Here is a 7875-nt window from a genome sequence, read left to right as displayed (position 1 = left end):
ACGGGGGCCCCTCCTCACTTGGGTCGAGGCGCAATATCACCTAACTTCAATGGTGGATGCCGGCTCGAGAGCTGACTCGATGTTCTGATGCTGGTGAATCTTCTTCTTACCGAACCGGCTGAAGAATCCCGGCTTCTTCATGACGTCCGATGACGTGTAGTAGTACCCGTACTTGTAGGCCCCGCCGCGGGTCGGTACGTCGGTTAGGACGACGCCCACAAGATCTGCTTGCACAGCTCTCAGCTGTTCCACTGCCGCGGCGACATCAGGCAGACGAGTTTGATTCGCTCTGGCGACAAGCAAGACACCGTCAGCCCACTGCGCCAACACCGCTGCATCGGTTACAGGCAGTAGGGGCGGAGAATCGATAATGACGTAGTCGAACATCGCTGAGAGGTTGTCGATACCTTGACCAGCCTTCTTAGATCCAAGCAATTCGGCCGGATTCGGCGGCTGCGGGCCACTCGCAAGGATCTGGAGGCCCTTCACCTCACTTGGTTGCAACAGATCCGCCATAGATCCGTCACCCTTCAAGTAGTTGGTGAAACCGACGTCACCCATGCCTCCCGTGCGGTGGTAGACCTGTGGTCGCCGAAGATCTGCATCGACCAACACCACGCGTTTGCCGGTTTCAGCCAGCGCCGCAGCCAGGTTCATCGCTGTTGTGGTCTTGCCTTCAGCGGCCAACGCGCTGGTGACGATGATTCGGCGGGACGGCTTGTCGACACTAGTGAAAGACAGGTTGGTGCGGAGTTTCCGGTATGCCTCCGCAGCCAGGGTGGCACCGGTACTGAAGTCGATGAGCCCCTGCTTCTTCAAGAGGTCGTCGGAGGGCACTGCAGCAAGCACAGGCGCGTCCGCCAAGATGGCGAGGTCTTGCTCGCCCCGAACCTTGTTGTTCAATCGGTCGCGCACGAACACGACAGCCAACCCAATCAGTAGACCCGCGAGAAGCGCCAGCGCAGTATTTCGCGTGGTTGACGGCGCCACCGGACCTGCATCCGCGTTCGCCGGAGTCACGATCGTCAGCTTCGCCAGTGGTGCTCCGCCTCCCGTCGGAGTCTCGAGCCCAGTTACATAGTCGGCCATCGACGCGGACACACTATTCACCAGTGCTGCGGTCTGATCCCTGTCAGTGCCCTCAGCTGAAATGTTCAACAGCACAGTCTCTGGCGTGGTCGAAGCACTAACCGCCGCTTTAGCGCTGGACAAGGTGATGTCCAATCCAGACGCTTCCAACGCATCGATCAGAACCGCGTCAGAGTTGACCAGCCACGTGTACGAACTCACCCTCTGTTGAGATGCAAGCGAACCTTGGTATGCGGATTGGACATTGTCATCCGTCCCCGAGGTTACGTACAGAGTCGCGGTTGATCTGTATGTGGGCGACTGGAGAGCACTATAAAGAAACCCGATCGCTCCACACGCGAGAGCTGCGAGCACGATCACCAACCAGCCCGACTTCACGACATCCAGTACCTTGCGAAGCGAGTCGCGGCCTACTTCCTCAATCTTTTGCTGACGTTGCGTCATCAATCTCGTCTCCATAGTCCCCGGCCCAATTAAAGGATGTCATTTCAAGCGTCCGAAACATGAACACTGAGCGCATAGGGTCATGCCGCGACACGCCGCTTGGCCTCAGCAATCTCTCTCGTCGAATACTATCGCCCGCCGGCTAGACTCGCACTCCGGAGGGTTGATTTTGCCCTCGGCTGGACAAACAAACATTCACATTCTCAAAACCCACAGCGGAACGCCACCCATGCTTGTCGCCCTCTTCCGACCAACACCGCTGTGAGAATTTACGCCTAAGCCCTGACGCTATCCGAATTCGCCTGATACCACGCAACCGTTGAAGCAATTCCATCTGCCAACGAGATTGAAGGTGACCACCCAGACGAACGCAATGTCGAAACGTCTAGCAACTTCTGCGGCGTACCGTCCGGCTTTGATGAATCCCAAGTTGTTCCGCCACTGTAGCCGACCGCATCAGCAACCACGTTTGCTATTTCCGCAATAGTCTGGTCTTCGCCTGTACCCACATTAACTTGCGTTGGACCGTCGAACTTTTCCAACAGGTGGAGGCAAGCGGACGCCATATCGTCGACATGGAGGAACTCGCGACGGGGCGACCCACTCCCCCAGTTGGTGACGTTTGTGCTACCAGTTCGAACAGCGTCGCTATAACGCATCATCAGTGCGGGTAGCACGTGTGACCCAGTGGGCGAGAAGTTGTCGCCAGGCCCGTACAGATTGGTGGGCATTGCCGAGATCCAGGGAAGATTGTGCTGACGACGAACTGACTGCACTTGCAGTATCCCAGCAATCTTTGCAATCGCATACGCATCGTTTGTCGGCTCTAGCCGACCGGTAAGCAACGCGCTCTCCGAAATGGGCTGCGCCGCAAACTTCGGGTAAATACAGGAAGACCCTAGAAACAGGAGGCGTGGGACCCTGGCCGCGAGTGCGGCATCGAGGAGGTTGACCTGTATTTGCAAGTTCTCTGACAAGAAGTCAGCCGGATATGTCGAGTTTGCAAGTATCCCGCCTACTTTTGCTGCAGCAACAACCACAACTCCCGGTTTAGTATGCTCAAGGAAGCCAAAAACCGCCGGTCTATCCAACAGATCCAGCTCAGAACGAGATCTGCCAACTAGATTCGAAAAACCCTGAGACTCGAAGTGCCTCCAAAGCGCCGAACCCACAAGCCCGCGATGTCCCGCGATGTAGACAATTTCGGATCGATCGAGAGGTTTCGGTAAGTAAGAATCACTCATTCTTCACTCATCTCCAGGACGCCACGGCAGGACTGTCGATCCAAGAGGATCCTTCACAATCGAATGCCTTGATGTCTGCGTCAACCATAATCCGCGCCAGTTCAGGCGCGTGCACCGCAGGCTTCCAGCCGAGGAGTCTCTCAGCCTTACTTGCGTCACCAATCAATGAATCAACTTCCGTCGGACGCAGGTAACGATCATCGAACTTCACGAATTCCTGCCAGTCCAAATCAACGTGTTCGAAGGCAGTCTGAAGAAAGTCCCGAACACTGTAGCTCCCGCCAGTCGCTAGCACATAGTCGTCCGGCGAATCCGCCTGCAACATTCGCCACATCCCCTCGACGTATTCAGGCGCGTAGCCCCAATCCCGTACAGCATCCAGGTTTCCCATGTACAAGTGCGATTGAGCTCCGGCCTTTATTCGTGCCACCGCACGAGTAATCTTCCGTGTAACAAAGGTTTCGCCTCGGCGAGGAGACTCATGATTGAATAGAATTCCGTTCACCGTAAACAACCCGTAGGCCTCACGATAATTTCGCGTGACCCAGTAGGAGTAGACCTTAGCGGCACCGTATGGCGACCTCGGATAAAATAGCGTGTCCTCGTCCTGTGGAGGAGGCGATGCTCCGAACATCTCCGAGCTAGACGCTTGATAAAAGCGGCAATCAACGCCCGCCTGCCTAACCGCCTCTAGAAGCCTAATCGAACCGACCCCGGTCGTATCACCGGTGTGCTCAGGTTCGTCGAAACTCACCCTGACGTGTGACTGGGCGGCAAGGTTGTAGATCTCATCAGGACGAATCGAAGAAACCAAGGTCACCAGCCGAGCCCCATCACTCAAGTCGCCATAGTGCAAGAACAGCTTCGCATCAGGTTCATGCGGATCAACGTAAAGATGGTCAATCCTCGACGTATTGAAGCTCGAGGAGCGCCGTATCACGCCGTGGACTTCATATCCCTTCTGTAGGAGGAGTTCGGCCAAGTAAGAGCCATCCTGTCCTGTTATTCCGGTAATCAAAGCCTTTTTCATGTGGAACCCTAACGCGAGTGACGAATGCTCGGAAAAATGTTGAGATCTGTCTCGAGTAATCCAGGAAAAACGATCTACCAAACTGTAACTCTTAATTGCCCGGCTCACCTACCTTGAAAATTCGACGAGCGGGAAATGTTCATCGCTTCTACTACCCGCTGCCCCACTTGCCGGTCTCAGCGACAGCAACTGCACGCTGCCGGCCAACGGAGCCTCGGAGCGTGTACGCGAGCGACAAGCCAACAAGTACACCAACCGGGAGCATCACGAAGGGATAGACGAAAACATTATCGGTTAAAGCGATAATCACCACGGCGATGATAGCGAGAGCGGCTCCACGGTGTATCGGATGACGGAGCGTTCGCGCCCTCTTTGTCACCAGGGCAACTAGCCATACAAGGGCTATGACAAAAGGAATGAAACCCACTATGCCAAAGTCGTGCAGAATGCGTAGATAGTCATTATGTGGGTGGCTAATCTTATTCGAAAATCTACTAGATATCATGGCCGACGCCGAACCCGCACCTTGGCCGAATAGCGGGGACTCTCGCCACGAGTCGATCGTCATCCGCCACAGGACTGCGCGACCGGAAGTATTTAAATCAATACCTCCAACCGCATAAGCCGAGTCGCCTTCTGTGAATCGATTTCGCAGAGGCGCCCAGTTTGTCACAAGAAAATACATAATAGTGTAAACCGGAACTGCTACGGCAACAAGCTTGACAAGCCCGTTCCTGCCCGCGGTGAACAACAAAGAAATGGGGAAAAGAATCGCGGCCACAAAAAGCGCAGTACGAGACAAAGTCAGAGCGCAGGATACGAACAGCAACAGAGGGAGAACCCAATCGAATAGAGAAACTTTTGGCCTGGCCAGAGTCACGGCAATACAAACAACCAAGACTAGCGCCGCCGATCTGGGGCCGTACACGTCAACACCCGTTATTGACTGCGCTGCTGTCACCCCGCCGACAACCAGTCCAGCGTTTCGGAGCCACAACAAAGTGCGGTCGGCGCTTCCTGCCGAGCAGTACGCCGCTGCGACGGGGATAGCAAGTCCGAACATTGCGTAGACCGCGAGGTTTTGCAATCCATCAGGCGATGGTGCCAGTACAAGACCACACGCCGTCACAGTTAGGAATACAACAAACGGCCAGGGCAGTTTTGAGCCGTGATACCTGTCAGCTAGATACGGTTCGAATCGGTAAGAGAAACCGATCGGCGGGATATCGTCGCGTACAAGATACACACCGATGCTCACCACCAGCAGCGCGACAGAGACTCCCAGAGTTGCCAAACCAGACAGACTGAGCGGGCCGAGATCGACCATTGTCAAGGTGTCGACGGAGAGCGCCCACAAAACGGCTATCGACACGACGAGTGGCATCCTGGGCGCCCGGTCTAACACCGGAACCCTAGCCGAGTGCCGGCCGGACACCGAGTCCTGGAGACGAGGTTTAGAAGTATCGCGAAGGCCGCCCTCCACCGACTGCAAGCGTCCATATCCGGACTTCGTCATTGCACTCTCCAATCGGTTGATTTGTCGAAACGTGCACAACAGCGGCCACATAAGTTCCGCGACAACAAACGAACTATCTTTTCAGGGCATCGGTACACAAGCGATGACATCCGAGTACGCCTCCTCAATGTCCGAAAGCCAAGACTTCTCAGAGAAACTACTGACATATAATGCTCGCGCTGCGCTCCTTATCCCGGAGTCAGATTCGATAGCCCGAATCGCAGCCTCTAGTGAACTAGCCCCGTTTCCGACATCGAAAATGACACCAGCACCCCTATGGGTCAGAGACACGGCAGAGGCACACCGATCCGAAACTAAGATCGGCGTGCCTGCTTGGAGCGCTTCGAGCGCGACCGTCGGTATACCTTCTGACCACATGCTCGGGAGAATCAAGGCTTTGGCACTGGCTAATTCGCTACGGGCTTCCTCTGGATCGACTCGACCGACATAAGTGAACGTATCCGGCCGATCAGAGGCCAACCGCAAGGCGCGGTCGCGAAGAGGTCCATCACCGACGATCCTCAGTTGCTTCGACCGCGGCCAATGCTCAGCCAACCATGCAAATCCCTTTTCCTCGGTGAGCCGGCCCACATAGGTGAAGGATTCACCTGGAGAAACATCACAACCCACGCCCTCGTTTGCGAAATTGGGTATCGTCCGAATGTCTTTGTCCGGAACAATCGATTCGTACACTTCCTTAGCTCTGTCGTTCAATGTCACCAACAGCTTGGAGTTTCGCAGAACGGGCGAATGCCGCCCCGCGCCCCGCGTACTCCATGCGAGCGGCAGCGTCGCTGCCACAGATCCGCGGTAGCAACGATGTTTGAGCGCGTTGACTGAACCAGATTTCAAGCAATCCGAGCAGTCTGAACCGTCACGCCACATTACTGCTTTCGCGCACACCGGACGATAGTTGTGCATCGTCGCCACTATACGATCCGACCGCGCGGCCATCCATTTGGCGCCCCAGTTAGGGAAGAGGTTGTGAACGTGGATAACATCTGGTCGGAATCTTTCTAGGTCACTCTCGGGGGAATCCCCACCAATCCCCGCGGCCGTGGTCGCCGCTCTGACCGAGTAGGTCTTACTCGCACTGAGCGCGTCCGTTGATCGAGAGATCAGAACAACGTCGTGCCCAGCGCGGGATAGTGCATCCACCTGGATGCGCACGGTAACGTTCTCGCCGCTAGGAGAGGCTTCGGAATAGAAACTGTGCACTACCGCAATTCGCATCTAATTCCTCGATTCTGCAAGGACGGAATACAGAAACCGGAAGTTCCCGAATAGGTAGCGACGCCACAACCTGCGGGGTTCGCTGCACAGACGATAGAGCCACTCCAAACCGGTTGACTGCACCCAAACAGGGGCCTCCCGAACAGTGCCAGCAACGAAGTCGAAGGCCGCGCCCACGCCGATACAGGGCACCCCTGTACGCCTCGCCAATTCTGTCGCCACAAAGTCCTGTTTTGGGGTTCCCAATGCTACCCAGACCAGATCCGCCCCAGACTGCAGTATTTCTTCACATGCCCGATCATAGAAATCTTCGTTTAGTGGACCGAACGCAGGCGCGTGCTTTCCCGCGATCCGCAACTCAGGAATCTTTACGGTCAACGCCCGTTCCAACTTTTCTAGCGTCGTGGATGTTGTTCCCAAGAAATAGTTAGAAAGTCCGGCCGCAGGGGTAGCGCGCAGAACCTCCGTGAAGAACGTTGGGCCGCGAACTCGCCCCGCTCGAAGAGCACCATATCCCTTGCGTAGCTTTGCTCGCATAACCCATACAACCGGGGTGCCATCGGGGAAGTTTATCCCTCCGGCGTTTAGTAGTGCCCGATAATCTTGGTCCGCGGACGCAAGTGCAACGCAATACGCGTTGGATAATCTAACCGGAATCGATTCCCCGCGCGCTCCGGCGTCAAGTACTGTACTCACTGCGCTTGACATGGAGGTGATCTCGAAGGGAACTGTGCCGACACGAACACTGTTGGAGTTCCTTGGACGCTTCTCACTCATGAGTATCGTCAACCCTCTGCACTGACCTAGCGTCTGCCAACGGCGTATGACTTCCTCCCACATCATTCTTGTTTGTCACGGAGGACGCCACAGCGTGTGTATCTGCTTTCATCGTATTGATAGCCCGCGCCGGGTTTCCCGCCACTGCGCAATTCGCATTGACTGAGGCCAGAACAACGGACCCAGCACCTATACGAGCTCCATCACCTATACTAATTTCGCCTAACACAATGGCACCCGCGCCTACCTCGACCGAGTCACCGATGGTTGGAACTCCGCCTCCAGCGATACGGTGGCCAATTGTGACTCCGTTTCTCAGGACAACGTTCTTACCGAGTACGCAGTGATCGTTAACAACGAGACCATAGCCGTGATATATGGACAGACCCGGACCAATCCGGGTTTTCGGACGCAGTTCAATGCCCAGAAAGAATTCTGTAAGAACGCGATATGCGAAAACAAGTGGATAAGAGATTGGTCGGATGCGGGTCGGTTTACCCATCGCAACCTGGCAAAATCGTAATCCAATTAGCACGATCTGA

7 protein-coding genes are annotated in these 7875 nt (G+C 55.4%); all 7 read right to left on the bottom strand.

Annotated elements, in window-relative coordinates; all coding sequences use genetic code 11:
• Nucleotides 1–36: 36 nt before the first annotated feature.
• The gene (locus DFR67_RS04435; protein WP_158539894.1) at nucleotides 37–1533 is read right to left on the bottom strand and encodes a tyrosine-protein kinase domain-containing protein; all 1497 of its coding nucleotides are present in this window, start codon (nucleotides 1531–1533) and stop codon (nucleotides 37–39) included.
• Nucleotides 1534–1808: 275 nt separating this feature from the next.
• Complete coding sequence (locus tag DFR67_RS04430; RefSeq protein WP_110468196.1) at nucleotides 1809–2777, bottom strand: GDP-L-fucose synthase family protein; 969 nt, start codon at nucleotides 2775–2777, stop codon at nucleotides 1809–1811.
• A gap of 7 nt (nucleotides 2778–2784) precedes the next feature.
• The gene (gmd, locus tag DFR67_RS04425; protein ID WP_110468195.1) at nucleotides 2785–3807 is read right to left on the bottom strand and encodes a GDP-mannose 4,6-dehydratase; all 1023 of its coding nucleotides are present in this window, start codon (nucleotides 3805–3807) and stop codon (nucleotides 2785–2787) included.
• Nucleotides 3808–3958: 151 nt separating this feature from the next.
• Nucleotides 3959–5179 carry an O-antigen ligase family protein gene (locus DFR67_RS04420; protein WP_158539893.1) on the bottom strand — a complete coding sequence of 407 codons (1221 nt, stop codon included), beginning with the start codon at nucleotides 5177–5179 and terminating at the stop codon, nucleotides 3959–3961.
• A 225-nt stretch (nucleotides 5180–5404) separates the two neighbouring features.
• The gene (locus tag DFR67_RS04415; RefSeq protein WP_110468193.1) at nucleotides 5405–6556 is read right to left on the bottom strand and encodes a glycosyltransferase family 4 protein; all 1152 of its coding nucleotides are present in this window, start codon (nucleotides 6554–6556) and stop codon (nucleotides 5405–5407) included.
• Nucleotides 6557–7264: a WecB/TagA/CpsF family glycosyltransferase gene (locus DFR67_RS04410; protein WP_281268309.1), complete on the bottom strand. Its 708-nt coding sequence runs from the start codon at nucleotides 7262–7264 to the stop codon at nucleotides 6557–6559.
• 61 nt (nucleotides 7265–7325) lie between these two features.
• Entirely contained in the window at nucleotides 7326–7835 is a 510-nt protein-coding gene (locus DFR67_RS31540) for a serine O-acetyltransferase (protein ID WP_158539892.1), read from the bottom strand.
• Between the last annotated feature and the right edge of the window lie 40 nt (nucleotides 7836–7875).

It is taken from the genome of Williamsia limnetica, from assembly GCF_003217475.1.
In the GTDB taxonomy this organism is placed as follows: domain Bacteria; phylum Actinomycetota; class Actinomycetes; order Mycobacteriales; family Mycobacteriaceae; genus Williamsia; species Williamsia limnetica.
This window is presented reverse-complemented; position numbering and strand designations above follow the sequence as displayed.